The organism is Algoriphagus confluentis (assembly GCF_036245625.1).
Lineage (GTDB): Bacteria > Bacteroidota > Bacteroidia > Cytophagales > Cyclobacteriaceae > Algoriphagus > Algoriphagus confluentis.
This window is the reverse complement of record NZ_BTPD01000016.1, coordinates 37754-64505: the sequence shown is the minus strand read 5'-3', so window position 1 is coordinate 64505 and position 26752 is coordinate 37754. Positions and strand designations below refer to the sequence as shown.

The 26752-nt window shown below is 43.5% G+C and carries 24 protein-coding genes and 1 pseudogene; 13 read left to right on the top strand and 12 right to left on the bottom strand.

All coding sequences use genetic code 11. The features are described from left to right. Positions 1-96 precede the first annotated feature (96 nt). Positions 97-1593, bottom strand: a complete 1497-nt coding sequence (locus AAA943_RS19295) for a M28 family metallopeptidase (protein WP_338225989.1) — start codon at positions 1591-1593, stop codon at positions 97-99. Positions 1594-1780: 187 nt separating this feature from the next. On the opposite strand from AAA943_RS19295, the gene gcvP reads away from it, so the two are divergent. After that, the gene (gcvP, locus tag AAA943_RS19290; protein WP_338225987.1) at positions 1781-4675 is read left to right on the top strand and encodes an aminomethyl-transferring glycine dehydrogenase; all 2895 of its coding nucleotides are present in this window, start codon (positions 1781-1783) and stop codon (positions 4673-4675) included. A 119-nt stretch (positions 4676-4794) separates the two neighbouring features. Here gcvP and lipA read toward each other — a convergent pair whose 3' ends face one another. Both lipA and AAA943_RS19280 read right to left on the bottom strand, forming a co-directional pair. Beyond that, complete coding sequence (gene lipA, locus AAA943_RS19285) at positions 4795-5673, bottom strand: lipoyl synthase (RefSeq protein ID WP_338225986.1); 879 nt, start codon at positions 5671-5673, stop codon at positions 4795-4797. Between the two features lie 48 nt (positions 5674-5721). Further along, positions 5722-6450: a hypothetical protein gene (locus AAA943_RS19280; RefSeq protein ID WP_338225984.1), complete on the bottom strand. Its 729-nt coding sequence runs from the start codon at positions 6448-6450 to the stop codon at positions 5722-5724. Between the two features lie 210 nt (positions 6451-6660). On the opposite strand from AAA943_RS19280, the gene sdaAA reads away from it, so the two are divergent. Continuing rightward, positions 6661-7569: an L-serine ammonia-lyase, iron-sulfur-dependent, subunit alpha gene (gene sdaAA, locus AAA943_RS19275; RefSeq protein ID WP_338225982.1), complete on the top strand. Its 909-nt coding sequence runs from the start codon at positions 6661-6663 to the stop codon at positions 7567-7569. Here the strand turns inward: sdaAA and AAA943_RS19270 are convergent. The 4 genes from AAA943_RS19270 to AAA943_RS19255 form a co-directional block, all read right to left on the bottom strand. After that, positions 7558-8016: a hypothetical protein gene (locus tag AAA943_RS19270; RefSeq protein ID WP_338225980.1), complete on the bottom strand. Its 459-nt coding sequence runs from the start codon at positions 8014-8016 to the stop codon at positions 7558-7560. The two genes, sdaAA and AAA943_RS19270, sit on opposite strands and share 12 nt — an antisense overlap. Next, positions 8013-8954 (bottom strand): calcium/sodium antiporter, encoded by a 942-nt coding sequence (locus tag AAA943_RS19265; RefSeq protein ID WP_338225979.1) that lies wholly within the window; start codon positions 8952-8954, stop codon positions 8013-8015. The genes AAA943_RS19270 and AAA943_RS19265 overlap by 4 nt, the downstream gene beginning before the upstream one ends. Positions 8955-8957: 3 nt before the next feature. Then, the gene (upp, locus tag AAA943_RS19260; protein WP_338225977.1) at positions 8958-9596 is read right to left on the bottom strand and encodes a uracil phosphoribosyltransferase; all 639 of its coding nucleotides are present in this window, start codon (positions 9594-9596) and stop codon (positions 8958-8960) included. A 500-nt stretch (positions 9597-10096) separates the two neighbouring features. After that, entirely contained in the window at positions 10097-11383 is a 1287-nt protein-coding gene (locus AAA943_RS19255; RefSeq protein ID WP_338225975.1) for an OmpA family protein, read from the bottom strand. Between the two features lie 176 nt (positions 11384-11559). Here AAA943_RS19255 and AAA943_RS19250 point away from each other — a divergent pair, with 176 nt between their 5' ends. From AAA943_RS19250 to AAA943_RS19210, 9 genes are all read left to right on the top strand, one after another. Continuing rightward, a complete protein-coding gene (locus AAA943_RS19250) occupies positions 11560-12468 on the top strand; it encodes an aminopeptidase (RefSeq protein ID WP_338225974.1) in 909 nt (302 codons plus the stop codon). 9 nt (positions 12469-12477) lie between these two features. Continuing rightward, positions 12478-13014, top strand: coding sequence for a hypoxanthine phosphoribosyltransferase (gene hpt, locus AAA943_RS19245; RefSeq protein WP_338225972.1), 537 nt, complete (start codon positions 12478-12480; stop codon positions 13012-13014). A 14-nt stretch (positions 13015-13028) separates the two neighbouring features. Then, entirely contained in the window at positions 13029-13601 is a 573-nt protein-coding gene (locus AAA943_RS19240; protein ID WP_338225971.1) for an adenylate kinase, read from the top strand. 75 nt (positions 13602-13676) lie between these two features. After that, positions 13677-14669 carry a GTPase ObgE gene (obgE, locus tag AAA943_RS19235; protein ID WP_338225969.1) on the top strand — a complete coding sequence of 331 codons (993 nt, stop codon included), beginning with the start codon at positions 13677-13679 and terminating at the stop codon, positions 14667-14669. A gap of 78 nt (positions 14670-14747) precedes the next feature. Continuing rightward, positions 14748-15317: a nucleotide exchange factor GrpE gene (locus AAA943_RS19230; protein ID WP_338225967.1), complete on the top strand. Its 570-nt coding sequence runs from the start codon at positions 14748-14750 to the stop codon at positions 15315-15317. Between the two features lie 4 nt (positions 15318-15321). Next, complete coding sequence (gene dnaJ / locus AAA943_RS19225) at positions 15322-16428, top strand: molecular chaperone DnaJ (RefSeq protein ID WP_338225966.1); 1107 nt, start codon at positions 15322-15324, stop codon at positions 16426-16428. A gap of 80 nt (positions 16429-16508) precedes the next feature. Then, positions 16509-17393 carry a hypothetical protein gene (locus tag AAA943_RS19220; RefSeq protein ID WP_338225964.1) on the top strand — a complete coding sequence of 295 codons (885 nt, stop codon included), beginning with the start codon at positions 16509-16511 and terminating at the stop codon, positions 17391-17393. 6 nt (positions 17394-17399) lie between these two features. Further along, positions 17400-18293 carry an ABC transporter ATP-binding protein gene (locus AAA943_RS19215; protein ID WP_338225962.1) on the top strand — a complete coding sequence of 298 codons (894 nt, stop codon included), beginning with the start codon at positions 17400-17402 and terminating at the stop codon, positions 18291-18293. Next, entirely contained in the window at positions 18286-19596 is a 1311-nt protein-coding gene (locus AAA943_RS19210) for an ABC transporter permease (RefSeq protein ID WP_338225961.1), read from the top strand. Before AAA943_RS19215 ends, AAA943_RS19210 begins: the two co-directional genes overlap by 8 nt. A 32-nt stretch (positions 19597-19628) precedes the next feature. Here AAA943_RS19210 and AAA943_RS19205 read toward each other — a convergent pair whose 3' ends face one another. Continuing rightward, positions 19629-20099 (bottom strand): Dps family protein, encoded by a 471-nt coding sequence (locus AAA943_RS19205; RefSeq protein WP_338225960.1) that lies wholly within the window; start codon positions 20097-20099, stop codon positions 19629-19631. Positions 20100-20243: 144 nt separating this feature from the next. Here AAA943_RS19205 and AAA943_RS19200 point away from each other — a divergent pair, with 144 nt between their 5' ends. Next, positions 20244-21479 (top strand): sensor histidine kinase, encoded by a 1236-nt coding sequence (locus AAA943_RS19200; protein WP_338225958.1) that lies wholly within the window; start codon positions 20244-20246, stop codon positions 21477-21479. Between the two features lie 172 nt (positions 21480-21651). Next, entirely contained in the window at positions 21652-23232 is a 1581-nt protein-coding gene (locus AAA943_RS19195) for a peptide chain release factor 3 (protein ID WP_338225957.1), read from the top strand. 244 nt (positions 23233-23476) lie between these two features. Here AAA943_RS19195 and AAA943_RS19190 read toward each other — a convergent pair whose 3' ends face one another. From AAA943_RS19190 to AAA943_RS19175, 4 genes and pseudogenes are all read right to left on the bottom strand, one after another. After that, positions 23477-23887, bottom strand: coding sequence for a hypothetical protein (locus AAA943_RS19190; protein WP_338225955.1), 411 nt, complete (start codon positions 23885-23887; stop codon positions 23477-23479). Beyond that, the gene (locus AAA943_RS19185; protein WP_338225953.1) at positions 23877-25022 is read right to left on the bottom strand and encodes a DUF4221 family protein; all 1146 of its coding nucleotides are present in this window, start codon (positions 25020-25022) and stop codon (positions 23877-23879) included. The genes AAA943_RS19190 and AAA943_RS19185 overlap by 11 nt, the downstream gene beginning before the upstream one ends. A gap of 153 nt (positions 25023-25175) precedes the next feature. After that, positions 25176-25298, bottom strand: coding sequence for a hypothetical protein (locus tag AAA943_RS19180; RefSeq protein ID WP_338225951.1), 123 nt, complete (start codon positions 25296-25298; stop codon positions 25176-25178). A gap of 147 nt (positions 25299-25445) precedes the next feature. Continuing rightward, positions 25446-26567: pseudogene (locus tag AAA943_RS19175) on the bottom strand (adenine deaminase C-terminal domain-containing protein); the annotation flags it as partial. Between the last annotated feature and the right edge of the window lie 185 nt (positions 26568-26752).

The window sequence follows — 26752 nt, the reverse complement described above, 5'->3', positions numbered from 1 at the left end:
TCAAAATACCCTTCGACTCCGATCTTCAAGAGCGAAGTCGAAGAGTAAGTCTGACAAATAAGAGCGGGTGTGGGCAGCCTCTATTAAAGTGCTGAATTATCTATCTGTGCGGGTGTTGGTCCCGTCAACGGGAGTTCTTTGGTCTCGGTTTGCCAAATCCCAAGCCGTGTGGAAGATTAGCTGGGCTCTTTTGGTCATCAATGGGAATTCGATCTTATCCACGGTATCTGTCACCTGATGGTAGTCATCGTGTACCCCGTTGAAGAAGAAGATGACCGGAATGTCAAATTTGGCAAAATTGTAATGATCTGATCTGTAGTAGAATCGATTTGGGTCGTCTTCTGCATCGTAACGATAATCCAAAATAAGATTGGTGTAAGTGATGTTGTTGTATTCGTTGATTTTCTTCAGATGTGAAGAGAGCATCTCCGAACCGATCACGTAGACGTAGTCCTTGTTTTCAGCATTTTGGTATTCGTAGTCAATTCGGCCCACCATGTCAATATTGATGTTATTGACGGTGTTTGCTATCGGGAAAATTGGGTTCTCTGAATAATACTGGGATCCCAAGAGCCCTTTTTCTTCACCGGTCACGTTCAAAAACAGGATGCTTCTTCTCGGTCTGTTTCCCTCTTTGGCAGCGATGGCAAAAGCCTCTGCAATTTCCATGACAGAGACAGTTCCCGAGCCATCATCGTCTGCACCATTAAAAACCTCCCCCGTGGAGCTTACGCCCACGTGGTCATAGTGGGAGGAAATCACCAAAACCTCCTCTTTTTTATCCGTGCCTTCCAGGTAGCCCATTACATTCACTGCCTCTACAGGCGTTTTGGTTTTGACTACCTGATAGGTGGCTTTTTGAGAAGCAATTGACTCCGGATTGGCTTTGGCAGCTTCCTTCAGGGTCTCTACAGGAGTGGCAAATAGCTCAGCCATTTTATCTGAACTGACCATGAAAACCGGTCTTTGCTTGGTTTCTTGATCGAAACCGATTCGGCCTCTGCCGGCTAGGGTCTTGTATCGGTTGGCGATGCGGTCAAAGTTGGCCTGTCCTTCCATGGTCACGATCACGATGCCGGCTGCACCTGCATCCATGACTTTGGCGACCAGGTCATTGCTTCTTACCCCGACTGCCCAAAGGCCGACCAGTTTTCCTTTGACATCTACTTTTGCCAGATTTTCATCCGTGACCAATCCAAGAAAGACAAGATCTCCTTTTACCGCTTTTGGCATGTTGCCGTCACCTGTGAAAACGAAGTCTTCATTTTCCACCAACTTATTTTTACCAACTTGAAGGGTCACTTTGGTAAAGGCATTGCTTACTAAAGGGACAGACTGAAAGTAGCTGCCATCGGCAGGGCCGGTGAGTCCCAGATTTTTGTAAAAATCGGCCAGATAGTTAGCGGCAATTTTTCCTTCCTCAGAGCCGGTATCACGGCCTTTCATTTCGTCGGATGCCAAGTAGGTCAGGTATTCTCTTAGATCTTCTGCCGTGATGGTATTGGCATATTTTACTTGTACGGGATTTTGCCCAAAGGCTGAAAAAGCCATTGCAAGCGCCAGATTCGCGCTTAAAAACCATTTTTTCTTCATAAAATTCAGTTTAGGGTGCTAAGCTATTGATTTTTTTAAGCGACAAATAAACCGTTTATCAATTCCTCTGGTTTCCATGTAAATATTTAGCAAAAGCCAAATTCATTTTCTTTGAAGAAATGGTACCTTTGCACCCATAAAATCAGGAAGTTTCCAGACCCAAATAGAAAAAATCCTACCGTTCTTTATGAAGATTAATCTTACCAATGCTGTCAAGTTTGAGAGCAGACACAATGGCCCGACCGAGGCAGAGATCGCAGAGATGTTGGAGAAAATCGGGGCCTCATCCCTTGAGGAATTAATCAATCAGACTGTCCCTGAATCCATTCAGTTGGAGCGTCCTCTGGACCTTCCTAAAGCCAAGCTTGAATCAGACTTTCTCAGAGATTTCAAAAAGTTGGCTTCCAAAAACAAAGTGTTCAAATCCTTTATCGGTTTGGGGTATTACGACACCTTCGTACCCGGAGTGATCTTGAGGAATGTGCTGGAAAATCCAGGCTGGTATACTGCCTATACTCCTTACCAAGCAGAAATTGCTCAGGGGAGATTGGAAGCTTTGATTAATTTCCAGACCGTGGTGAGCGAACTGACCGGGATGGAACTCGCCAATGCCTCTCTTTTGGATGAAGGTACCGCGGCCGCAGAAGCGATGACTATGCTTCATGCAGTGAAGCCAAGAGAGAAAAAGACAGCAAATAAATTTTTTGTAGACGAGAAGATTTTTCCTCAGACCAAAGCGCTCTTGGAAACCAGAGCGGAACCTATCGGAATTGAGCTGGTCTTCGGACCCATTGATCAATTGGATGTGACTGACCCCGAATTGTATGGGATTCTTTTTCAATATCCCGACGCGGATGGAGCTGTAAGAGATTATTCAGCAATTGTAGCGGCAGCCAAGGAAAATAAAGTATTGACAGCTTTTGCATCTGACCTGCTGGCTTTGACGATTCTGACTCCTCCGGGAGAAATGGGGGCTGATGTTGTGGTAGGTTCGGCTCAGCGATTTGGAGTGCCCATGGGCTACGGAGGTCCCCATGCCGGTTTTTTTGCTACCAAAGAAGAGTTCAAAAGACAAATCCCTGGAAGAATCATCGGCGTATCAATCGATAAAGCAGGTAACAAGGCCTACAGAATGGCTCTTCAGACCAGAGAGCAGCATATCAAGAGAGAAAAAGCCACTTCCAATATTTGTACCGCACAGGTGCTCTTGGCGGTGATGTCTTCCTTTTATGCAGTCTATCATGGTCCAAAAGGGCTGAGAGATATTGCCTTGAGGACGCACGGGCTTGCCAAAATTACTGCTCAAGCCTTAAAGCAAGTCGGTTTGCAAGTGGGGAAGCAGTCCTTCTTTGATACCATCGAGGTGAAAATGAACGAAGTAGCCCTTGAAAGAGTGAGAGGTTTGGCTTTAGGTGAGGGGATGAACTTCCGCTACGAATTTTCCTCTGTTTTCATTTCATTTGATGAGACCAAGACCTTGGAGGATGTCAAGACTATAGTCGGTGTTTTTGCTACTGAAGAAGGAAAACACACTTTAAATCTGGATGAATTGGTCAGCAATTTGAGTTTGGAACTTCCAGAAGCATTGAGCAGAAAGTCGGATTATCTGACTCATCCTGTCTTCAATAATTATCACTCAGAGCACGAAATGCTTCGATACATCAAGCGGTTGGAGGCAAAAGATCTTTCCTTGGTTCATTCCATGATTTCTTTGGGCTCTTGTACCATGAAATTGAATGCTACCGCGGAAATGATTCCTGTCACTTGGCCGGAGTTTGGTCAGATTCACCCCTTTGCACCTATGGATCAGACTTTGGGCTATCAGGAGCTTTTCACCAATCTACGGACTTGGTTGACCGAGATCACTGGTTTTGCAGATACCTCCTTGCAGCCTAATTCCGGCGCGCAGGGTGAATATGCAGGCTTAATGGTGATCCGGGCGTATCATATCAGCAGAGGTGAAGGGCACAGAAATGTGGCTTTGATTCCTACCTCTGCTCATGGGACCAATCCTGCTTCCGCTGTGATGGCAGGAATGAAAGTCGTGTTGGTGAAATGTGATGAAAAGGGAAATATCGACTTGACTGACCTGAAGGAAAAGGCAGCTGCTCATGCAAATGATCTTTCGGCTTTGATGGTGACTTATCCCTCTACTCACGGGGTATTTGAAGAAGCTATTCAGGAGATTTGCGCGACCATTCATGAATTCGGAGGTCAGGTTTATATGGACGGAGCAAATATGAATGCTCAGGTAGGTTTGACTTCTCCGGGAAGAATCGGAGCGGATGTATGTCACCTGAATTTGCACAAGACCTTCTGTATTCCTCATGGAGGCGGAGGCCCTGGTATGGGACCGATTTGCGTAGCTGCTCATTTGGCACCTTTCCTACCGGGAAATCCACTGGTTAAGACCGGAGGAACACAAGCTGTATCGTCCATTTCTGCTGCTCCTTATGGAAGCGCTAGCATATTGCCCATCTCTTATGCCTATATCGCAATGATGGGAGGCGATGGGCTGACCAATGCTACTAAAATGGCGATTTTGAATGCCAACTACATTAAGGAAAGATTGGATGGACATTATCCGATTCTTTACACTGGAACTAAAGGACGTGCTGCACACGAAATGATCATCGACTGCAGAAGCTTCAAAGAATTTGGAGTAGAGGTAGAGGATATTGCCAAGCGATTGATGGACTATGGGTTTCATGCACCGACGGTTTCTTTCCCTGTGGCAGGGACGATGATGATCGAGCCTACCGAATCCGAGACTAAAGCCGAATTGGACAAATTCTGTGATGCCCTGGTTTCCATCCGCGAGGAAATCAGACAAATCGAAAGAGGAGAAGCTGATAAAGAGAATAATGTACTGAAAAATGCTCCGCATACGGCCACTATGGTATTGACTGGAAAGTGGGACTTGCCTTATACCAGAGAAAAGGCGGTGTTCCCACTGGGCTACGTAAGGGAGAATAAATTCTGGCCCACTGTCCGTCGGATTGATTCAGCCTACGGAGACCGTAATCTGGTTTGTAGCTGTATTCCGGTGGAGGAATATGCTAGCGAATCGGCTTTGGCCTAAAGAAAAACAAAAAGAGCTGACCTGAGAGTCAGCTCTTTTTTTGTTTAAGCTTTCTGAATTACCTGAGATTTACGCTCGAAGACAAATAAAAAAGCACATTTTGATGTGCTCTATTAATCTTAAACGTGAACATGCCGCTCAGCATGATAGGAAGATCGGACAAGCGGACCGGATTCTACGTACTTCAGGCCGCGATTTAGCCCTTCTTCTTTGTAATGAGCAAAAAGATCCGGATGGATAAACTCTGCTACTTCAATATGTCTCTTGGTAGGCTGCAAATATTGGCCTAGAGTGAGAATATCGCAACCGTTTTCCACTAGGTCATCCATTGCTTTGTACACTTCTTCCTTGGTCTCACCTAAGCCAAGCATGATTCCTGTCTTGGTTCTTTTTCCATAAGCTTTGGTCAGTTTGATCTGCTCCAAGGAACGGTCGTATTTTGCCTGAGGACGGACCATTCTATACAATCGACCCACAGTTTCCATGTTGTGGGAGACCACTTCCTGTCCTCCCTCAATCATTCGATACAAGGCTTCCCAGTTGCCCTTCACATCCGGAATCAAGGTTTCTATAGTGGTAGATGGAGATAATTCTTTAGTCAATACGACCGTTTGATACCAGATTTCAGCACCCCGGTCTTTGAGTTCATCCCGATTGACTGAGGTGATTACTGCATGCTTTACTCCCATCAGTTGGATCGCTTCAGCTACTCTTCTGGGCTCATCTGTGTCGTATTCGTTGGGGCGTCCGGTAGCTACTGCACAAAAAGAACATGATCTGGTGCAGACATTGCCCAAGATCATAAATGTAGCAGTACCCGCACCCCAGCATTCACCCATATTAGGACAATTGCCACTCTCACAGATGGTGTGCAGCTTATGCTGATCCACCAATTTTCGGACTTTGGCATATTCTTTTCCTACAGGTAGCTTTACTCTCAGCCAATCCGGCTTTTTTCTCTTGGTTGCTTCCTCGGAAATTACTGGTAATTCAATCATGTCGGGAAAATTTGGTACAAAGGTAATTCAGGACATCACAAATGCCAATCACTTCCTGAATCCATAATAAAAGGTGAAATAGGCAGATTGGAAAATCTGATTGTTTTCAGCAGTTGGAATCAGGGGTATTTCTTTGCTATAACCCTCAAGCATGTAGCCCAGTTCCAATCCTGTTGCACTACTTCTAAATACACCAAACTCAAACATCAAAGCAGCTTTGACATGGGCACCGATAGCTAATTCGGACTCACCAAGTCCCTGAAAAAGTCTTCCTGTTCCAAGAATGTTGAAGCGACTTTGATGAACTTCCGGGTTGTATTGCTCCGTGACTGTTTCCAGCCGATTTAATGCGTATTCGATATAGTAAGGGGCGATTAGACCTAAAGATGGGCCGACAGCAGCCAAAGCAGAAACTTGAACTCCCTGGTTAGGTGCTTTTTTGAATAAAATTAGTTCTCTGCCGTAGTGAGGCCTGATTGCATAGAGGTAATTGGATTTTCCAAATATATAGCTGTTTCCCAGCACGGTATTGTACCTGATTTCCTTTTGATTTTTCACGTTGGACAATTCAACTCCCCAAAAAGAAAACTGATTATCATCCAGCCGAGTCCCAGCTTTGAAAACAAACCCTCCAATAAGCCCTCCGTTGGTATTCTTATTCAAGCCAAAAAGATATTCTTTATCGTATTCATAATTGCCCACGTCATCTCTCTGGGCAAATGCAGCCTCAGCGGCAAGGAACAAACAGAATCCCAAGAGAATTTGAAAATTTCGCATTCGATTTCGCAGGTTTTGCTTACTTATTAGAAGTGTTAAACTCAAAATTAAAAGTAAGAGTTTAACTCGAAGATTAAAAGATTGCCTTTGTCTGGCTCATTGATTCTTCTTTTTGAAAAAATGAACAATTCCTGCCAATTGATTTCCTTCTATAGATTATTCCGATATTTGACTAGGAAAGAATAATGAACCCAAATAAATCCATCTAAGATGTGCTACCTATTCGAAAGTTTTAAAGGCTGGAAAAGCTATTGCGAAGAAAGACAGGTTTCTTTGGTGCAGTCCGTTATGGAGTACGAAATTGAGCAAAAGAACTCCTCTGAAGAAAAAATCAAATCAGGACTGGCTGATGCCTATTCAGTGATGAAGGAGGCGGTAAATACAGGCTTGAAGGAAGACATGACTTCTCGTTCGGGCATGATAGCCAATGGAGCAAAGAAAGTGTTCAATCACCCCTTAGCGGTATTATCTCCCGAGTTTCAGCAATTGATTTCCCGTGCTTTGGCAGCAAAAGAAGTGAATTCCTGCATGGGTAGAGTAGTTGCGGCTCCTACTGCAGGAGCATCGGGCATTCTTCCCGGTACTTTGGTGACCCTTCAGGAAATTCACGGGTTGAGTGACGAAAAAATCGTCGAAGGCCTTCTGGTTGGTGCAGGGATAGCCTTGATTATCGAAGAAAAAGCAAGCTTAGCCGGGGCGGTAGGGGGCTGTCAGGCAGAAACCGGATCAGCGGCGGCTATGGCTGCAGGGGCAATAGTTTATTGCTTAGGAGGTAGTATTGATCAGATTTTCAATGCAGTAGCTATCACCATACAGTGCATGCTGGGACTAGTCTGTGATCCGGTAGCCGGATTGGTAGAAATACCCTGTGTAGTAAGGAATGCCAGTGCTGCATCTATTTCCTTCAGTTCGGCCCAGATTGCTTTGGCCAGTGTGAGTTCGGTCATTCCTGTGGATGAGTGCATAGAGGCGATGGGAGAGATCGGAGCATCCATGGAGAGTAGGTATAAAGAAACTGCTATGGGAGGATTGGCTGCGACATTGACCGGGCAGGAAATAGCCCAAAGAATACTGATTAAGGATATTGAGATTCTCCCTGATGAAACGTTACCCAATTAAGTTTTGGAAAAATGGAATGGCCAAAAGCTGCTCGATTGTCAGACTGAAAAAGCTTGCCCAGAAGAGTCCGCTGATAAACATATAGAAAAATATTTTTCTCTTTTGGGTGCCAAAAGATACCAAAATGAGCGTGCCTCCGATCGGGGTGAGAATCAAAGGGGTAAGAAATGCTATACCAATTATTCCTGTCTTTTGCCAAATCTGAACGATCCTGCGGGATTTTTTTGTGAAAACTACTCTTTTTATGATGAAGCGCTTTTCCAGCATTTTTTTTATCTCAGTACCGATAAGGGTGAAAACAAATACACTGGTCATCATTCCTGCAAGGGTGACAAAAACACTTTCAAAAAATGAATACCCTGCTGCATACCCCAATACAGGGCCACTGATAAACTTGAACAGGCTCAGGACATAAATTCCAAAAAAAGTAAGTACTGACTCATTCATATCAAAAAGAAAATGTAGGCAGCATAGCAAACCAATAAAACCAACCCTTCGAAGTAGGAGATTTTCATTTTTGTCTTCATCAAAGGGAATAGAATAGCCGAGAAACCAATCATCCAAAGAAAATCAGAGCTCAAAAAAGCCTCTGAAACCCCGATAGGCTTGATTATGGCGGTAAGTCCAATTATTGAAAGAATGTTTAAAATATTACTCCCCAAAATGTTTCCCAGTGCCAAGTCTGTTTTTTTGGATAAGGCTGCCAAAATGGAAGTAATTAATTCTGGTAGGCTTGTCCCAATGGCAATGACTGTGACTCCTATAACTCGTTCTGAGACTCCGAACTCTCTGGAAATCAATATGGCATTTTCTACCAAAAGCTCAGAACCAAAATATAAGCCGACTATACCAGCTAGAAAAAGTCCAGCCGAAGCTAGCCAAGAGTAATTTTTCACCTCTTCCAATTCTTGGTCCACTTCTTTCGCCCCTTCTTTTATCCCAGAGCCTAGATTTCGGAAAAGGTAGGCATTGAAAGCAAGGAAACATCCAAAAAGAAAAAGACCCTCCCATAGTCCAATAAGGCCATTTAAGCTGAGTAGATAAAAAACTACAGTGACAATCATCATTAATGCGTAATCAAACCTCAGATGTTGCCGGGAAATCAAAATGGGATAAAACAACCCACTCAGTCCCAAGACCAAGCCGATGTTGGCAATATTGGAACCGACTACATTGCCGATAGAAATATCGGCATTGCCTTTGAGAGCAGCATTTACGCTGACCAAAAGTTCGGGAGCAGAAGTGCCAAATGACACAATCGTCAGGCCAATCAAGCCTGCTGATAGACCTAGTTTGAGTGCGATGGATGAAGCACCGTCAACGAGAAATTTTCCGCCTATCAATAAGATAGCAAGTCCTAAGATCAGGAATAAATAGGGGGTCATGGATTAAAGTTTTGGTCCAAAAGCCAAGTCTCCAGCGTCACCCAGGCCGGGGACTATATAGGATTTGGAGTTAAGTTTTTCATCTATGTCGCCAATCCAGAGCGAATAGGGTAGAGAAAGGTTTTCTTTCAGAAACTGGATTCCTTCAGGTGCTGCGATGACAGCTGCGATATGGATTATTTTTGGATTACCATGTTTCACCAGTGTTTCTATGGACTTTAAGAATGATTTTCCAGTAGCTAGCATGGGGTCTGCCAAGATTACAGTTTTGCCTTCCAGTGAAGGTGAAGCATGGTAGCCAAGGTTGATTTTTATATCTTCCCCTTCTTCTCGGAAAGCTCCGATGAATCCGCTTTCTGCGTCATCGAAGAAATTCAAAAACCCTTGATAAAAAGGCAGAGAAGCTCTCAATACTGCAAAAATTACCGGTTTTTCTTCCGGCAAGGTCGTAACCATTGCGGATAGGGGTGTTTGAATGTTTTTTTCACGAAAATAAAAGGTTTTGGAAATCTCATATGCAAATATTTCCCCCAACCTTTCCAGGTTTTTTCTAAACCTAAAGCTGTCCTTTTGAATCTCAAGATCCCTCAACTCAGCAAGAAACCGGTTGGCGATAGAAGGTGAATCGATCAGTTGAAACATGGGACTAATTTACAAGAAAAACCCGTGTCAGGCTTTGAAAATTAAGCTGAGTAGCTTACTTCCATGGGATTTTCACTTTTTCAAAAGGGTCTCCTAGAATAGTGTGAGAAAAGATGACTTCAATCTCTGGATTTTTTCAGCAAAAAAATAGAATGAATCGGGATGATGTAATTTAAAAATGATTATCCGTAATTATCCCGGTAAAATAAAATGGACTCGATCTCGATTAGTCTCCGGATTTGGGGAAAATGATTGGAGAAGTAGAAAATACCGTGCAGGCGCATTTTCCACTCGCAAAAAAAGGTGGATAATTTAACCTGAAGGAAATAATCCTAAAATTTATATCATGGAGAGTCAAATAAGGAGAACCTCAATTGGTTTCGATCCAGAAAATTATCGAATAGGCTTGTAGCTACGATAAATTGGATTGGTTCCTAAAAAAAAAATCGGCAAAAAAAAAGCCTGACTCGTAAGTCAGGCTTAATTGATATCGGTGCTTATTATTTGATTTCGAAGCTAGCTCTTCTTGCCATCTGACGTGCGTCAGCAGAGGCTTTGTCTACGCTGGTATCTTCTCCATAACCTTTGAAAGAAAGTCTAGATCCATCGATACCTGAGGCGATAAGAAGATCATAAACAGCTTTTGCTCTTCTTTCAGACAACTTCATGTTGTAATCTTCTGGACCAAGTTCGTCAGCATATCCTTTGATTTCAACACTCACTCCTGGATTTCTCTTCAAGAAGTTAGAAACATACTGAGCAGCACTTACAGAGTAGCCAAGTGGCTTGTCGCTGTCGAAAGCATAGTAAACATTCACATAACCATCATTGATCGCTTTCTTCATGTAATCGATCTCTTCTCGAATTTCTTCAACAGGACATCCATTGGTAGATGCTGGGCCAGGAAGGAAGGGACACTTATCCAAGTGGTCAGGAGTACCGTCGCCGTCAGAATCCAAAGTCATACCGGAGGAATTTACTCTTGCTCCAGCTGGAGTGTTAGGCTCTTTGTCCAAATAATCAGGAACGCCATCGCCATCAGAATCTTTCAACATGTCTTTGATTCCGTTGATTTGTGTAGCCAATTCTTCCTTAGTAGCATATTTATCTGCTGCAATAAACCAGTCAGCGTGCTGTTCTGCTTTGCCTAAGTAGAAGTTAAGACCGAGAGTTCCAGTCCACCAAGTACCGTTTGCGCCATAGAAGCCGTTGCTGATGTCAGGTCTGATAGCCTCAGCACCATCCCAAGTTACAGTCTGACGACCGTTGAGAATAGTGGAGATGTCACCCACCAAAGCAACTCTTTCACTGATTTTAAACTGAGGTGTAATCCCGAAGATCAAGGTGTAAACGTTGTCATCAAAATCATTGTAGAGATTTTCCTCAGGATTCACCAAGCCAATACCTGCACCACCGTGCATCAAAAGGCCGAACTTTCTGGTGAACGATTCAAAGTTCATCACTCTACCAATGTTGGCAACACCCTGTAGGTTCAATCTGAAATACTTGGTGTTGAACGGTAAACTTTGGGAATCATTTCCTTGAGCTTCACGAACTGAGCCGAATCCGTAGTCCAACTTCAATCCAAATTTCTCATTGAACATGTAGCGGGCTCCGAACTCGATGTGACCGAGGTTGAGGGTGGGGGATAAGAAATCCCTGTTTAGAGGAGCCATTGGCTTATTGAAGCCACCGCCTACTTCGAGGGAGAACTTGTTGAATTCCTGGGCATTGGCAGAGATAGCCATGGCACCAGCCATAATTGTTGATAGTATGAGTTTTTTCATGAGAAAAAATTTTTTGTTCAGATTTTATTTAAGTGATTGATGGATGCAGGGACAAATTTATAAACTTTTAACTTATTGCAAATCTAGATGAAATATTTAAATCTCAATTATACCAAGTTAAATATCCCCCTAATTATCCGCAAATATTTCAATAATACAACATAATTAATGCCAATATGGAATTTTTAAGAGAGTTACTTAGCCTTTCTGGTGTCTCAGGAGATGAATCCTTGGTTTCAGGATGGCTTCAGAAACAGATATTACAACGAAAGGGTAGCTGGAAGGTTTGTCCTGAAATATATTCCGGTGAAAATTTTCATGATGCCATCCTATTGAAGTTCGGTACGCCCAGGACGGCTGTTTTTGCCCATATGGATACCATTGGGTTTATGGTCAGATACAACAATCAACTCATTCCTATAGGCGGTCCAGAATTTGTCGAAGGGGCTGTTTTGGTAGGCAAAGACCGGTTGGGAGATATCCGTTGTAGACTGATTGGTTCGGAAGATGCTATGATTTACGATTTTCCCCGGGCCATTGAGCGCGGGACTAGGCTGACCTTTGAGCAAGATATCAGAATCAGTCCCAGCTTCATTCAAGCTGCCTACTTGGACAACCGACTTGGAGTTTACAATGCGCTGCAACTTTGTGAGACCTTGGAGCACGGGTGGGTGGTTTTTACTACTTATGAAGAACACGGAGGCGGAAGTGTTCCGTTTCTTTTGAAATTTCTTCAGGAAACCGCCCCCGTCAAACAAGCCTTGATTTCAGATATTACCTGGATCACGGAAGGAATTCGCCATCACGAGGGGGTAGTTATTTCTTTGAGAGACAAATTTATTCCAAGAAGAAAATTTTTGGATCGTATTCTTGCACTAGCAGAGCAGAGTAAAATACCCCATCAGCTTGAAGTAGAGGCTTACGGGGGGAGTGATGGGAGAGAAGTTCAGTTTTCCCCATATGCGATAGATTGGTGTTTTATAGGGGCAGCCGAAGACCAGGTGCATTCTCCGGATGAGAAGGTCTCTCTGGGAGATTTGGACTCTATGATTTCTATGTATCAATATTTAATGAAAGAGCTTTAATCAGAATCAATGAAAAAAAGGATAAAGGATAAAGATTTCGAACTGTATTTGACAGAAGACTTGCTGAAATCAAAGCTGAAAGACCTGGGAGAGAAAATAACCCACGATTTTCAAGGGGAGGATTTATTGGTGTTGGCAGTGCTTAACGGTTCTTTCATGGTCATGGCTGATTTGGTTCGATCGATAGACCTTCCGCTCGAATGTGAGTTTTTAAGAATCTCATCCTACACTGGAATGGAATCCTCGGGAGAAGTTCGGACGGTTTTGGGGCTTACTTCTGAATTAGCCGGTAAAAGCGTACTTATCGTGGAGGATATTGTGGATACTGGAGTAAGTATGGACTTTCTTTTGAAAGAGCTTCAGAATCGTCAACCCAAACGTTTAGCCATAGCCACTTTGCTTTTTAAAAAGGAGGCTTTTCGGTTTAATTATTCTCTGGATTATGTGGGTTTTGAAATTCCCAATAAATTTGTCGTCGGCTTTGGCTTGGATTTCGATGGTCTGGGAAGGAATTTGCCAGACCTTTATCAACTCAGTTTAAGTTAATTTTCTATTCAAAAATGCTAAATATTGTCCTCTTTGGCCCGCCAGGCGCAGGTAAAGGCACTCAAAGTGAGAAGCTCATCGAAAAATATAAATTAACTCACCTTTCTACCGGTGATCTTTTCCGAAAGCATCTCGGGGAAGGCACAGAATTGGGAATCTTGGCCAAGAAATATATGGATCAAGGTCATTTGGTGCCTGATGAAGTGGTAATCCAAATGGTAGAAGATAAAATCAGCTCTACTCCCGATAGCAAAGGGTTTATTTTTGACGGCTTCCCAAGAACTACAGCTCAAGCAGAAGCCTTGGATACCATGCTTCAAAAAAATGCGATGTCCATTTCAGGAATGATCGCTTTGGATGTTCCTGAGGATATTCTTCGGGAGCGGATCAAAGAAAGAGGCAAGACTTCGGGCAGAGCAGATGATCAGGATGACGAAAAAATAACCACCAGAATTAAAGTGTACCTTTCCGAAACACTTCCCGTGGCTGAGTACTATGAAAAACAGGGAAAGTTTACCAAAATTCATGGAGTAGGTCAGATCGGTGAGATTTTCGAAAACATCTCTGAAGTGATTGATGCCTATTGATTTGCTATAATTTTCTAATTTTGCACTTCCAAGACATGGCTAAGCTCTCGGGCTTAGCCTTTTTCATTCTACACAATGGCCGATTCAAATTTCATCGATTACGTTAAATTCTGCTCAAGATCGGGTGCCGGTGGAGCGGGTTCTGTACATTTCCGGAGGGAAAAGCACGTGCCCAAGGGAGGACCGGACGGTGGGGATGGTGGCCGGGGAGGGCACATTATCCTACGAGGAAACGCTCAGCTGTGGACCTTGCTGCATTTGAAATACAAAAAGCACGTCATTGCAGATCCAGGAAAAGGAGGCGAAGGAGGACGCAGAACAGGGGCAGATGGAAAGGATATCATTCTCGATGTTCCTCTGGGCACTGTTGCAAAAGATGCGGAAACGGGAGAAAAGCGATTTGAAATCACCGAAGATGGTCAGGAAGTCATCTTGACATCCGGTGGACGAGGAGGATTGGGCAATGACCATTTCAAAACCTCCACCAATCAAGCCCCACACTATGCCCAGCCAGGGGAACCCGGGATAGAGGAGTGGATTATCCTAGAGCTCAAGCTTTTGGCTGATGTGGGTTTGGTTGGCTTTCCCAATGCAGGAAAATCCACGCTGCTCTCCTCCATTTCTGCAGCCAGGCCAGAAATCGGCGATTACCCCTTTACCACCTTAGTGCCTAATTTGGGGGTAGTGGGATACCGTGATGACAAATCCTTTGTCATGGCAGATATTCCGGGGATTATAGAAGGAGCTGCAGAGGGCAAAGGGCTTGGAATCCGGTTTCTGAGACACATTGAGCGAAATTCCATTCTCTTGTTTCTCATCCCTGCGGATGCACCCGAAATAGGAGAACAGTACCGGATTTTACTTTATGAACTGGAAAAATACAACCCAGAACTTTTGGATAAAAAACGTTTATTGGCCATCACCAAAGCAGATATGCTCGACGAGCAGCTGATGAAAGAAATGGAGCAGGAAATACCCAAGGATCTTCCCTACCTATTTATTTCCTCAGTGAGTCAGTTTAATCTGGAGAAGCTCAAAGATTTGATTTGGCAGGCTATTCATCAGTAGAAGTGCCACTTTGTCAGAAATTCTCCTCTGGCAAAAAACTTGAGGCATGAGGCAAGACCAACTATTGCCCGAATAAAAATGAAAAACAAAGATCACGTGGAACAAGAAAACAAAGCGCAGACCGAAGAGCAACTAGTGGAAGAAACGCCCAAAGATGCAGGAATGCTCAGCGAAGAGACCGAAAATACGCAAGAGGAAAAGGGGGCAAAACTTGAAGCAGAAGTAGCGGATCTCAAGGATAAATATTTGAGGCTCTATTCTGATTTTGAAAATTTCAGAAAGCGTACAGCAAAGGAAAGGCTTGACCTGATTCAAACTGCCTCCGAAGGTGTTTTGAAAGACTTGATCCCTGTGGTGGATGATTTCGAGAGGGCCTTCAAAGCTTCCGAAAAGGAAGAGGACGCGGCCAAAATTCGGGAAGGTAACCTACTGATCTTTCACAAATTGGTGAGAATCCTCGAATCCAAAGGCTTGAAAGTAATGGAAGATTTGACAGGGAAGCCTTTTGATGCGGAAACCCAAGAGGCTATCACCCAAATTCCTGCGCCGAGTGAAGAAATGAAAGGAATGGTCATAGATGTGGTGGAAAAAGGATACACACTTGGAGACAAAGTAGTCCGATACGCCAAAGTAGTAACCGGAGCATAAAATCATGGCAAAAAGAGATTATTACGAAATACTGGGTATAAGCAAATCAGCCTCAGCCGATGAGATAAAAAAGGCTTATCGGAAAATGGCTATCCAGTATCACCCGGATAAAAACCCTGGAAATCCTGAGGCAGAGGAGAAGTTCAAAGAAGCTGCAGAGGCCTACGAAGTTCTTAGCAATCCTGACAAAAAAGCCCGATACGATCAATTTGGTCATCAGGGGCTAGGTGGAAACGGCGGCTTCGGTGGCGGTGGTATGAACATGGAGGATATTTTCTCCCAGTTTGGGGACATCTTCGGCGGCGGCGGTTTTGGGTCATTCTTTGGCGGAGGAGGCGGAGGCCGACGGACCAAGAAGGGGACCAATCTTCGCGTAAAGCTTAAACTGAATCTCCATGAAATAGCCAATGGAGTTGAGAAAAAGATCAAAGTCAAGCGCCATGTTGTCGCCCCTGGAGTCACCTTTCAGAACTGTTCCACTTGTCAGGGTACAGGTCAGATCAAAAAAGTGGTCAACACCATGCTCGGGCAGATGGTGTCGGCAAGCACCTGTGCTGTATGCGGAGGTAGCGGGCAGATTGTCGACAAAAAACCAGCTGAAGCAGATTCCAAAGGCTTGATAATTAAGGAGGAAATTATCTCTATCAATATTCCAGGTGGAGTGGGGGAAGGCATGCAGTTAAGCATGTCCGGCAAGGGAAATGAAACTCCGGGTGGAATTCCCGGGGACTTGCTTATTGTCATCGAAGAAGCAGAAGACCAGGTGCTTCAGCGGGATGGAAACAATGTAGTCTATGATTTGTACATCTCTTTCATCGATGCAGCTTTGGGATCCTCAATTGAAGTACCGACCATTGATGGAAGGGTGAAAATCAAAATAGACCCCGGAACGCAAAGTGGAAAAATGCTGAGGCTCAAGGGCAAAGGGATTAAGGATATCAACGGATATTCTCGAGGGGACCAACTGATCATGGTCAATGTTTGGACTCCTACCCAGTTGTCCCGAGAAGAAAGGGCTATGTTGGAATCCCTGAAAACTTCAGAAAATTTCAAACCGGACCCGGGAAAGCAGGAAAAGTCCTTTTTTGACAAAATGAAGGAATTTTTCTAAAAACACCATAGCCAGAAGCAATTCTGGCTTTTTTTATATTTTTAAAAAACCTTTTACCCCCGGCGTCGTACCCTATCCGTATGTTAAAAAATCTGTGTCTGCTTTACACTTGGATTTTCCTAGGGCTAAATTCCGGACAGGCGCAATTTGTCAAAGAGTACCAAATCGCTGATGTCAAAGGCTTTGAGCTTGTAGATCTCAAATTTTCTTCCTACAAAAGCCAAATTCAACTCCGGAGGTCCAAATCTCACGGTCCCCTGCATATTCATGGCCATTTGGCCCAATCCAATATTCTCCCGGAATTCGCTTACTCCGTGGCTGATGAAGTTCTTTCGGCCTCCTTGATTCATAAAAATATTGAAACAGACAATTTGGGCAAAAGCATCACTTCCAAGTTGTTTTCCTCCAATTCCAGCTACGATCATTCTTGGAACATCAGCTTAAATTCCAATTTTCTCTATGATTTGAGTTTTAACCTAGGTATGGGAAAATCCGAATTGGATATCAGTCATCTTCCCATAGCAGGGTTGAAAATCCGGAGCGCAAGTTCTGATGTCAAGATTTTTTTTGGAGACCCGGTTCCCAATTCGGTCACGATGGACACCCTTTTGGTCACTTTGAGTATGGGACTTTTGGAAGTGGCCAATGCTAACTACACCAATGCCCGAGAAATGATTTTTGAAGTGGACTATGGAAAAATCAAATTGGATTTTTCCGATGGGCTTCCTCAATCCTGCAAGGTCATTTCTGCCGTCAGTGTGGGTAGTGTGCAGGTAGTTCTACCTCCTGATAAGTATCCTGTCAAAATCAAAATGAATACTACCCCGATGTGCAGAACTGTCCTTCCTAAATATCTCAAGTCCTTGGATAAGGGAGTCTATGTGACTAAAGGCTTTAGTGCATCCGACCCCCGGCTATTGGAAATGATCATCGACGTAGGGGTAGGTTCTGTGACCATCGAATAGAAAAAAATGCTTCAAATCACCTGCCTAAATAAGTCTTACGGAAATCATAGAGCGCTCAGGGATATAGATATGAGCGTTCCATCGGGAGTGGTTTTTGGGCTTTTGGGTCCAAATGGTGCCGGGAAAACCACGCTGATTCGGATTGTCAATCAGATCATCGAGCAGGACAGCGGAGAGGTAGAATTGGACGGAAAGACACTTTCCCCATCGGATATTCGAAAAATCGGATATCTACCTGAGGAAAGGGGGCTTTACAAGAAAATGAAGGTGTGGGATCAGCTTTTGTACTTTGCTCAGCTCAAAGATCTCCCTCCAAATGAAGCCAAACTCCAAATCAAATCTTGGCTGGAAAAGCTGGATTTGGGTGCTTGGAAGGATAAAAAGATCGAAGATCTTTCCAAAGGGATGGCCCAAAAAGTCCAGTTTATTTCCACAGTCATTCATCGACCATCTTTATTGATTCTGGATGAACCATTCTCCGGTTTTGACCCGGTAAACGCGGAAATCATTAAAAATGAAATCCTGGAACTGAAAGAAAAAGGAACTACGGTCATTTTGAGTACCCATAGGATGGAATCAGTGGAACTGCTCTGTGATCATGTAGCCATGATCAATAGGTCCCGAAAAATTCTTGACGGTACTATTCAGCAGGTCAAAAACAGCTTTCGCCCGGAAGTCTTTGAAATTACATTGACTCAGCTAAAGCAGCCCATTCCGCCGGAATGGATCCCAAAGCAGGCCGAAGATCTCTGGCATTTTTCTCTGCCCCTTTCCGGTAAATCTCCAAATCAGCTTTTGTCAGAACTTATGGAACTGGGAGAGGTATTGGTATTCCGAGAGAAAATCCCTTCCATGGAAGAAATTTTCATTCATCAGGTAAAAGCTAAGGCAAATGAATAAAGTCCTTTTGGTGATTCAGCGGGAGTATTTGGCTAGGGTCAAAAAGAAATCCTTTTTGATTGCCACTCTTCTTACGCCTTTGATTTTCCCTGCGATCATGGGGATTTTTGTCTGGATAGCAGTTAACGAAAGTGAAAATCAATCGCTCAGGATCATTGAGGTGTTTGATGAGACAGGCCTGTTTTTCATGGAGAGCTCGGATCAATATGCCTTTGTGTCCTCCGATTTGGAATTGGAGGAAGCAAAAAAAATGGTCCAGGATGGAGAGCGATATGGATTGCTTTTGATTCCCAAAATCGATCTTGAGGATCCAAAAGGGATTCAGTATTTCGGTGCAGAAAACCCTAGCATAAGTCTGATGAGCTACCTGGAAGGGGCTCTCAAGCGAAAAATAGAGGATCAAAAGCTGTATGAAAAGGGAATTGACCCCTCAATTATCAAGCAAATCCGTACTTCTGTATCCATCCAATCTATCACCTTGTCAGAGGGTGGAGAGGAAAAAATCAATGACGCCATGGTAAATTATGCCTTGGGCTTCCTTGCTGGGATTCTGATTTACATCTTCATTTTTGTCTATGGCAATCAAATCATGCAGGGGGTGATCGAAGAGAAATCCAGCCGCATCGTAGAGATTTTGGTATCCTCCCTTCGGCCTTTTCAGCTGATGATGGGTAAAATCGTAGGTATTGGAGCCGTAGGGTTGACTCAGTTTTTGATTTGGGTCGTTTTGATTGGTACACTTACTTCTGTAGTGGTAGGAGTATTGGGGATGCAGATGCCTCAGCAGCAAGCGATGGAAATGGCAAGCCCGGAATTGGCCCAGGCAGCTATGCCTGACACCGAGGTAGGTCAAATTCTTCAGGTCATTCAGGGTATCGATTTTGTATCTCTGGTGGTAAGTTTTATCATCTATTTCTTGGGGGGATATTTGCTCTACGGGGCGCTCTTTGCCGCTGTGGGCTCTGCAGTGGATGCTCCTTCAGATGCCCAGCAATTCATGTTTCCGATTACTATCCCACTTATCGTGGCCTACATGGGGCTGTTTGTCTTTGTGCTCCAGGATCCCAATAGTACCACTTCGTTTTGGCTGTCCATTATACCTCTCACTTCACCGATAGCCATGATGGGTAGAATCAGTTTTGGGGTGCCTTTTTGGGAGTTGTCACTTTCTATTGGCTTATTGATTGGCGGGTTTTTGTTTACCACATGGTTAGCTGCCAAAATCTACCGAATCGGTATTCTAATGCATGGAACCAAGCCTACCTACCGAATCCTTTGGAAGTGGATCAAATCCAGCGAATAAAAAAATCCCGGCCATTTGGCCGGGATTTGTTCTTATTTCAGGTAGGCTGATAGCATCCAGACTACTTTTTCTTTGGCAGTAATGTAATCACTCATCAGGGTGACTGTACCTTCATCTCCATTTTCGGAAGCCTCTTCGAGGGTTTTTCTTTCCAGATTTAAGAGATGATTGAGGTTGTCTCTTACGATCTCCACCATCTTTTTAGCATCTTCGACTTCCTTCGCTTCTTCTATCCCCGAATGCTCGATGTATTCGGCGTAAGAAGAAAAGGGCCTCTGCCCCAAAGTCAATATCCGTTCTGCGACCTCATCGACTTGAGTGTTAGCCGTAGTATACAATTCCTCAAATTTGGCGTGAAGCTCAAAGAAGTTGGGACCGGATACATTCCAGTGGAAGTTTCTGAGGTTTTGATAGTAGACCTGGTAATTTGCCAAAAGCTTATTCAGGGTTTTGACCAGGTTTTTTGATTCTTTGATTTCTAATCCGATGTCGTTGGTTTTCATATTTTCGATAGTTTTTTGCTTTTGATTAATACCTTAAATTTACTCAAATTGAGCCAGAAAAGCCAACTGATAAATTCTATCACCAACTTATACTTTCTATGACTTAGGGGAGTTAATTAGGGTGAAGAGCTATACGAGATTTAGATGAAGACCCCCTTTCAGGATTTGACCTCCATAGATTTTTACCAGAATAAGAAGCAGGTGAAATGGCTTGTTTTTTTGGTTTCTCTGCTGATCGGTTCAGGTTCTATTTGGTATACCAATCTACTTGTAGCCGAATTGAGGGAAAGAGAAAGCCGTCAGATTCAATTGCTTTCCTCTGCGCTCGAGTATGCAGCGACTACTTCTGAAAATCTCACTTTCATTAATCAGGAAATAATCCAGCAAAACTACTCCATCCCGATCATCATGGTCGATTCCGAAGGGAATCCCCTAGAGTTTAGAAATATCAATTTCAAAAAGAATGCGGATGAGAGGGATTCTACCAAAACCTTGGAAAAGGAGTTGGATGAAATGCAGGAAGAATATGAACCCATTTACCTCCGTGAGGCAGATATACGGGTCTATTACAGGAATTCGGAGCTCTTAACCAACCTGAAATATTATCCCTATGTGCAGCTTGTGGTCATTTTGCTTTTCGGGGCTTTGGCTTATGCCCTTTTCAACCAAAGCAAAATCGCAGAGCAAAACCGGGTATGGGCAGGCCTAACCAAGGAAACAGCCCATCAGCTTGGCACACCCATCGCTTCCCTGATGGCTTGGATCGATTATCTGCGAAATTCCCCCGTCTGGAACGAAAATAAGGAGGTCATTCAGGAAATGGATAAGGATGTGGTAAAGCTAAGGATGGTTACCGAGCGATTTAGCAGCATCGGAAGCAAGCCAGTTATCCAATCCGAAAACTTGTACGAGGTGATCAAAGAAACGATCAATTACCTCAAGCCCCGTATATCTACCAAGGTGGAGCTGGTGATCAATTCTGACTCCAAAGACCTGGAGGCCATGATGAACAAGCCGCTTTTTGAATGGGTGGTGGAAAATATCTGTAAAAATGCAGTGGATGCGATGAAGGGAAAAGGGACCATTACCATTGATCTGGTTCAGGACAGCGACAAATTTGTCATCGTCGACATTACCGATACAGGAAAAGGGATTGAGAAAAAGAATTTCAAAAAAGTGTTTTATCCCGGTTTTTCTACCCGTCAACGAGGTTGGGGACTAGGTTTAACACTGGCCAAGCGAATCGTGGAAGGTTATCACGGAGGAAAGATTTTTGTCAAAAACTCCGAAGTCGGAAAAGGCACCACTTTTCGCATTATGCTTTTGGGCAATCTGGAGGACGCCTCGCAGTTTATTACAGAAGGTATTTTGGAATATTAGCGAATTTACGAAGGCAGAATTACGATTTACGACGGGAAACTGGACTTCAACCTTTTACCCACAAATTTTAGCCTTTGAAAATCAGGGTTGAGGTTCGGATTGATATCGTAAATCGTAATTCAAAAATCGTAAATCCATTTTCCTTACCTTTGCCCCCTGAATTTTACGACCCATGAGTTTGACTGAGGAAATCAAAAAGCGGAGAACATTTGCCATTATTGCCCACCCGGATGCGGGGAAAACCACTTTGACTGAAAAGTTACTCCTCTTTGGAGGGGCGATCCAGACTGCCGGTGCAGTCAAATCCAATAAAATCGACACCGCCACCAAATCCGACTGGATGGAAATTGAAAAGCAACGGGGAATCTCTGTGGCAACTTCGGTCATGGGTTTTGAATACAAGGATGTCAAAATCAATTTGCTCGATACCCCCGGTCACCAAGACTTTGCCGAGGATACGTATCGTACGTTGACCGCTGTGGATTCTGTGATCATGGTCATCGACTGCGTAAAAGGGGTCGAGATCCAGACCGAAAAATTGATGGAGGTCTGTCGAATGCGAAATACTCCTGTGATTTGCTTTATCAACAAGCTCGACCGGGAAGGTCGGGATCCTTACGATTTGCTTGACGAAGTGGAGGAAAAATTGAATATCAAAGTTCGACCGCTTTCTTGGCCGATTGGGATGGGTAAAGGCTTCAAAGGGGTGTATAATCTGTACGAGAAAAAGCTCAACCTTTTTACTCCCTCCCAGCGAAAACTCAGCGACGACCGTCAGGTGTTTGAAAATCTGGAGGATCCGCAGCTTGATGCCTTAATCGGCCCTGGAAATGCCAGCCAGCTTCGCGAAGATGTCGATCTGATCGAGGGCGTTTACCCTGATTTTGATGTCAAGGATTATCTAGAGGGAAAAATTGCTCCGGTATTTTTCGGCTCTGCGGTCAACAACTTCGGGGTCAATGAAATGCTGGATACCTTCATCAAAATCGCCCCAACCCCAAAGAGTCGGGATACCGATGTGCGGGAAGTGAATCCTGAAGAGTCCAAATTCACCGGGTTTGTCTTTAAGATTCACGCCAACATGGATCCCAATCACCGAAACCGCATCGCCTTCTTACGGATCTGCTCGGGAACGTTTGAGCGGAATAAGCCTTACAACCATGTGCGTGGACCGAAGCCGCTTCGTTTTTCCAATGTGACTCAGTTTATGGCTCAGGACAAGGAAATTATCGATGAGGCTTTTCCAGGGGATATCGTAGGTCTTTACGATACCGGAAATTTGAAGATCGGAGATACCCTCACCGAAGGAGAAAATATGGTCTTTACGGGGATTCCGAGCTTTTCTCCGGAGATCTTCCGAGAGGTGGTCAATAAGGATGCGATGAAGACCAAGCAATTGGAAAAAGGACTGAAGCAATTGATGGAGGAAGGGGTAGCACAATTGTTCACCTTTGAAATGGGACAGCGGAAAGTCGTCGGTACGGTCGGACAACTTCAGTTTGAAGTAATTCAGTTCCGACTGAAAAACGAATACAACGCCACCGTGGAGTTTCATCCGATGAACCTATACAAGGCTTGCTGGATCAGTTGCAAAGACAAAAAGCAATTGGATGAATTTGTCCGCTCAAAAAATCGCTATATCGCACGGGACAAAGACGACAAGCTGGTCTTTATGGCCGAGTCCAAGTCTTGGTTGCAAATGGTGCAGGATAACTACCCCGAGATCGAGTTCCACTTTACTTCGGAGTTTTGATATTTACCCTCCAAGGGTTTCGAACCTTTGGAGGCTTTTCTTTGCTGCATTCGGAAAAGCAATACAGCGGAAAACTGGAAAAATATGGAATCAGATACCATGATTTTATCAGTTTTAGTTTAAGCTAAAATTACTTTGACACTAACATTAAAGAAAACATTAACAAACTCAGACCATTTGCCATCAAACAAGCCTTAATTTAGCAGTTTAAGCCCAAAATCACCGGCGACTGGGGCATTATGATTCATCTTATTTCCTGAAGTGCCTTTTGGTAATCCAGAATATCGAAGGATTGAATATCATCTTTTCTAAAAAGTAAAATCTGATCCGTTATTTGTACCAATCCTTCCTTGATCAGAAGTTTTTGTTCGTCCAGGTAAAGAGGAATCTGAAAGTTTTCGATAAATGTGTGAAGCCGTAACGTTTTCGAATTTTTTGCAATCAGTACAACTGCCCCTGGGCTTTCTTTAGGAAGAAATTGAAGTTCGCTGTAGAAACTATCCAAACAGGTTTTGCAGCCTTCAGGATGAATGACAAGAATCCATTCCTCAGGTTCTGGGATATCGAGGATTGAGGAAACCTTTGATTTGGAAGGAGAAGAACATGCCCCCAACCAAAATACCCCGATCCAGAGAAAAAAGCGATCAATCCTCATACTCTAATCCCTCAAATCGGATAATATCATACCGAAGAATATTTTCATCAAAATCGTCCCGGTTGGGATTATTGGTGGATACGTAAAGTCCTTTTCGACCAACAAAGTAATTCCATGCTTCTAAGTAATTGTCATCAAATACCTTCTCTCCAATAACCTCAAGATTTTTGTCTAATACCAAAACCCCGATTTTAGGTCTGTTTGAATACAAATTCCTATATCCCAAATTATAATTCTCCCAATCTACTCCCATGAAGAAAAAACGGTAAAAGACATCCCGAAAAGGATCATGAAGGATCAATTCATATCTATCGCTAGCCAAGGCTTCAATAATACCTTTATCACCCTCGGGAAGACCTTTTATAATTTGAAATCTGTTTACGGATGTTGAGTGGACTTCTTTATACCCAAGCAGATTACCACCCCGCTTTGATATTATCCACAGGCGATGGTCAGTTTGAGGTGATACAACGATACTGTCATTTCGGTCGGTCCAGGTGAAATTAGGAGTTTTCTTGCCCTCGTCCCATGCGTCAGAGGGGTGGGAAATAGGTAGCCATTCTGCCTTTTCGGTCGTAAGATTAACTTTGTATATATGGCTGTAAGATGAGACATCCTTGGGTGTTGTTTCAAAGAAATTCCGAAAAAATGGTTGAGCACCGAATAATTCATGGTCACTGAATAAAAAAGGAATCTCATTATTTGAGCTTAAAAAATTAACATGATTGATTGTGTCCAAAACAGGAATATCCTTGTGTTTGATTCCTTCAAAATTCAGGATTTTAATGGAAGGAGGAATAGAGGCGATCAGTAAACAGTCTTGGGCGATAATTCTGAATCCATTGGCAATACCGACTCTGTTTGGGCCATCTTGAGCTAACTTGATGCTGGTTACATGATGTTTGCTGTCTAAATTAAAAATCTCTATTCTTGGACCTATTTTATTTTGAAAAGCCAAATATTCTCCAGAATCGGAATTTATATATTGGAAGCTAGTTCTATTTGGACTGATATCCAATTCCAAGGGAATTCTGATAGTTTGGTGAATAGTTGATTTGAGATCCTTAATTGGTGTTTGTTGAGTACAGCCCAATAGAATAAATAATATGCTGATGATACTGAAGAATTTTTTCACTGAAAATGAGAGAATTTAAAGAGGCTGCCCCAAAAAAAAAATTTTTGAAGCAGCCAGTGTTCAACTATTAAATTTCGAGATTTAAGGATTGCCTGATCCGTCTTCACAAATACAATAATTATTCACAGATGGACTGAGACAATCTGTACCATTCTATTGGCAATATTCTACAGTTGATGCCTGTGCTTCAGCATCTGTGGCACCGAAATAAGAAATACCCATGGCACCTAGGCCTAGCAAGCCCATGCCCAGCAGGAAAATTTTTACTCTTTTCATGATTTTTAAAGTTTAAGGTAAATAATGAATTTTGTTCGGGAAGCTCTAGAATTTCCCGGATTCGATCCTTTGGCCAAAAAGATTTCTACCAAAGTAATAGGTCGAAAAAAAAACCAACTAATTGGGTAAAATATTTTAATAAATTAATCACAAACCGAAAAACAGATCACAAAAAGCAAAATTTCGCCCATCAAACAACCCCTTATCACTCAGTTTCAAATCTGGAATTACCAGCAAGGCCATAAAGCTCAGGGTCATAAAGGGAGAATTCAGATTTGAACCCATTTCCTTAGCCATTCGGTCGATTCGGGTGTAAGCCTCAGCGACCTGATAGCCGTCTTCCGGTGACATTATTCCTCCTACAGGTAGCGGGAGCACTTCCTCTTTTTCTCCCGAAACTGCCGAAATCCCGCCTTTTGCTTCGATCAAAAGATTCACCGCACTGCAGATAGACTCGTTATCGATTCCTACGGCAATGATATTATGAGAGTCATGACCCACGGAGGAAGCGATGGCTCCGGTTTTCAGCCCAAAGTTTTTGATAAAAGCCACCGCAGGAGGAGCGTCCTGATAGCGGTTGACTACGGTGATTTTAAGAATGTCTTTTTCCGGATTGGATTCCGCAAGGCCGTCCCGGATCAAAATTTCCCCTTCGATCTCTGGGGTGATCAGTTGCCCGTCCAAGGCTTCGATTACTCGCACTTTTGTGCCTGAGGCTGAGAGCTGAAAATCTTCCGGCCTTTTGAGCGAGGTGTGGAAATTATTAATGACCTCATTATTGACAAGGGGAATCAGTGTTTTTCCAGATTCGGCTACTTTTTGTCCTTTGCTATAGGTGGCGAGCACTTCAAACTTTTGCAGATCTTTTACCAAAATAAAATCAGCAGGATCTCCTTCCCGTACTTGACCGACAGGTAAGGAATAGTGAGCAATCGGATTGAGGCAGGCTGCTCTCAGCACTTCAAACACGTCTTTTCCCTTGGCCACCGCACGGGCGGCGAGTTCATTGATATGACTGATGGCCAAATTGTCGGGATGCTTATCGTCGGAGCAGAACATGATCATCCCGGGATAGTCGTCAATCAGATCGATTAAGGCTTAGAAGTTTTTGGCAGCCGAACCTTCCCGAATGGAAATTTTCATCCTGAGTTTGATTTTGCCTAGCGCCTCCTCGTAAGTAAAGCACTCATGATTCGTGCTTGACCCTGCGGACACATTTTTTTCTGCCAAATCGCCCATTAGTCCAAGAGCATGTCCGTCGATTGGTTTTTTGGAAACTGGAGAGTTTGTTTCTAAATGAGTTTTATTGTGAAATTGGAAAAATCTGGAATTGGATTCCGGATTTTTCCAATTTGATCCCTATTAGATTATCTTTCTATCTTTCTGAATAAAAAGAGCAATAATCTTTATGACCAAGTCAAAAGCTTGGCTTCAGATGGTGATGGATAATTATT

What these genes read in the sequence shown, in the direction of transcription:
- AAA943_RS19190 (WP_338225955.1), bottom strand. Translation starts at nt 23,887, where the DNA reads ATGAGGATTGATCGCTTTTTTCTCTGGATCGGGGTATTTTGGTTGGGG.
- AAA943_RS19180 (WP_338225951.1), bottom strand. Translation starts at nt 25,298, where the DNA reads ATGAAAAGAGTAAAAATTTTCCTGCTGGGCATGGGCTTGCTAGGCCTA.
- AAA943_RS19280 (WP_338225984.1), bottom strand. Translation starts at nt 6,450, where the DNA reads ATGCGAAATTTTCAAATTCTCTTGGGATTCTGTTTGTTCCTTGCCGCT.
- AAA943_RS19195 (WP_338225957.1), top strand. Translation starts at nt 21,652, where the DNA reads ATGAGTTTGACTGAGGAAATCAAAAAGCGGAGAACATTTGCCATTATT.
- AAA943_RS19220 (WP_338225964.1), top strand. Translation starts at nt 16,509, where the DNA reads ATGTTAAAAAATCTGTGTCTGCTTTACACTTGGATTTTCCTAGGGCTA.
- sdaAA (WP_338225982.1), top strand. Translation starts at nt 6,661, where the DNA reads ATGTGCTACCTATTCGAAAGTTTTAAAGGCTGGAAAAGCTATTGCGAA.
- obgE (WP_338225969.1), top strand. Translation starts at nt 13,677, where the DNA reads ATGGCCGATTCAAATTTCATCGATTACGTTAAATTCTGCTCAAGATCG.
- AAA943_RS19215 (WP_338225962.1), top strand. Translation starts at nt 17,400, where the DNA reads ATGCTTCAAATCACCTGCCTAAATAAGTCTTACGGAAATCATAGAGCG.
- dnaJ (WP_338225966.1), top strand. Translation starts at nt 15,322, where the DNA reads ATGGCAAAAAGAGATTATTACGAAATACTGGGTATAAGCAAATCAGCC.
- AAA943_RS19295 (WP_338225989.1), bottom strand. Translation starts at nt 1,593, where the DNA reads ATGAAGAAAAAATGGTTTTTAAGCGCGAATCTGGCGCTTGCAATGGCT.
- AAA943_RS19255 (WP_338225975.1), bottom strand. Translation starts at nt 11,383, where the DNA reads ATGAAAAAACTCATACTATCAACAATTATGGCTGGTGCCATGGCTATC.
- gcvP (WP_338225987.1), top strand. Translation starts at nt 1,781, where the DNA reads ATGAAGATTAATCTTACCAATGCTGTCAAGTTTGAGAGCAGACACAAT.
- AAA943_RS19250 (WP_338225974.1), top strand. Translation starts at nt 11,560, where the DNA reads ATGGAATTTTTAAGAGAGTTACTTAGCCTTTCTGGTGTCTCAGGAGAT.
- AAA943_RS19265 (WP_338225979.1), bottom strand. Translation starts at nt 8,954, where the DNA reads ATGACCCCCTATTTATTCCTGATCTTAGGACTTGCTATCTTATTGATA.
- AAA943_RS19200 (WP_338225958.1), top strand. Translation starts at nt 20,244, where the DNA reads ATGAAGACCCCCTTTCAGGATTTGACCTCCATAGATTTTTACCAGAAT.
- AAA943_RS19270 (WP_338225980.1), bottom strand. Translation starts at nt 8,016, where the DNA reads ATGAATGAGTCAGTACTTACTTTTTTTGGAATTTATGTCCTGAGCCTG.
- AAA943_RS19230 (WP_338225967.1), top strand. Translation starts at nt 14,748, where the DNA reads ATGAAAAACAAAGATCACGTGGAACAAGAAAACAAAGCGCAGACCGAA.
- upp (WP_338225977.1), bottom strand. Translation starts at nt 9,596, where the DNA reads ATGTTTCAACTGATCGATTCACCTTCTATCGCCAACCGGTTTCTTGCT.
- AAA943_RS19240 (WP_338225971.1), top strand. Translation starts at nt 13,029, where the DNA reads ATGCTAAATATTGTCCTCTTTGGCCCGCCAGGCGCAGGTAAAGGCACT.
- lipA (WP_338225986.1), bottom strand. Translation starts at nt 5,673, where the DNA reads ATGATTGAATTACCAGTAATTTCCGAGGAAGCAACCAAGAGAAAAAAG.
- AAA943_RS19205 (WP_338225960.1), bottom strand. Translation starts at nt 20,099, where the DNA reads ATGAAAACCAACGACATCGGATTAGAAATCAAAGAATCAAAAAACCTG.
- AAA943_RS19210 (WP_338225961.1), top strand. Translation starts at nt 18,286, where the DNA reads ATGAATAAAGTCCTTTTGGTGATTCAGCGGGAGTATTTGGCTAGGGTC.
- hpt (WP_338225972.1), top strand. Translation starts at nt 12,478, where the DNA reads ATGAAAAAAAGGATAAAGGATAAAGATTTCGAACTGTATTTGACAGAA.